General features: G+C 53.7%; 1 rRNA gene. It reads left to right on the top strand.

What is annotated here, in order from left to right:
• Positions 1-1,107: ribosomal RNA gene (locus tag JOC34_RS21640) — 23S ribosomal RNA — on the top strand; the annotation flags it as partial.

Genomic DNA, 1,107 nt, shown 5'->3' with positions numbered 1-1,107 from the left:
AGGAACAATGGTAGGAGAGCGTTCGAAGGGCTGTGAAGTCAGACCGTGAGGACTGGTGGAGCGCTTCGAAGTGAGAATGCCGGTATGAGTAGCGAAAAAAGAGTGAGAATCTCTTTCACCGAAAGCCTAAGGTTTCCTGAGGAAGGCTCGTCCTCTCAGGGTTAGTCGGGACCTAAGCCGAGGCCGAAAGGCGTAGGCGATGGACAACAGGTAGATATTCCTGTACCACCTCCTTTCCGTTTGAACGACGGGGGGACGCAGGAGGATAAGAAATGCGCACTGATGGATGTGCGCCCAAGCAGTGAGGAAGTTGAACAGGTAAATCCGTTCAGCAATTCCGGGCTGTGATGGGGAGGGAAATTGAGTACCGAAGTTTCTGATTTCACACTGCCAAGAAAATCCTCTAGTGAGGAAAGAGGTGCCCGTACCGCAAACCGACACAGGTAGGCGAGGAGAGAATCCTAAGGTGAGCGGGAGAACTCTCGTTAAGGAACTCGGCAAAATGACCCCGTAACTTCGGGAGAAGGGGTGCTTCATTAACATGGAGCCGCAGTGAATAGGCCCAAGCGACTGTTTAGCAAAAACACAGGTCTCTGCGAAGCCGAAAGGCGAAGTATAGGGGCTGACACCTGCCCGGTGCTGGAAGGTTAAGGGGAAGCGTTAGCACTTCGGTGCGAAGCGTAGAACCGAAGCCCCAGTAAACGGCGGCCGTAACTATAACGGTCCTAAGGTAGCGAAATTCCTTGTCGGGTAAGTTCCGACCCGCACGAAAGGTGCAACGACTTGGGCACTGTCTCAACGAGAGACCCGGTGAAATTATACTATGCGTGAAGATGCGCATTACCCGCGACAGGACGGAAAGACCCCGTGGAGCTTTACTGTAGCCTGATATTGAATGTTCGTGCAGCTTGTACAGGATAGGTGGGAGCCTTAGAAACGTGAGCGCTAGCTTACGTGGAGGCATCCGTGGGATACCACCCTGGCTGTATGAACCTTCTAACCCAGGACCGTGATCCGGTTCGGAGACAGTGTCAGGCGGGCAGTTTGACTGGGGCGGTCGCCTCCTAAAAGGTAACGGAGGCGCCCAAAGGTTCCCTCAGAATGGTT

It is taken from the genome of Virgibacillus halotolerans, from assembly GCF_016908515.1.
Lineage (GTDB): Bacteria > Bacillota > Bacilli > Bacillales > Amphibacillaceae > Virgibacillus_M > Virgibacillus_M halotolerans.
Note: the sequence above shows the minus strand (reverse complement) of the source record. Positions and strands in the feature narration are given on the sequence as shown.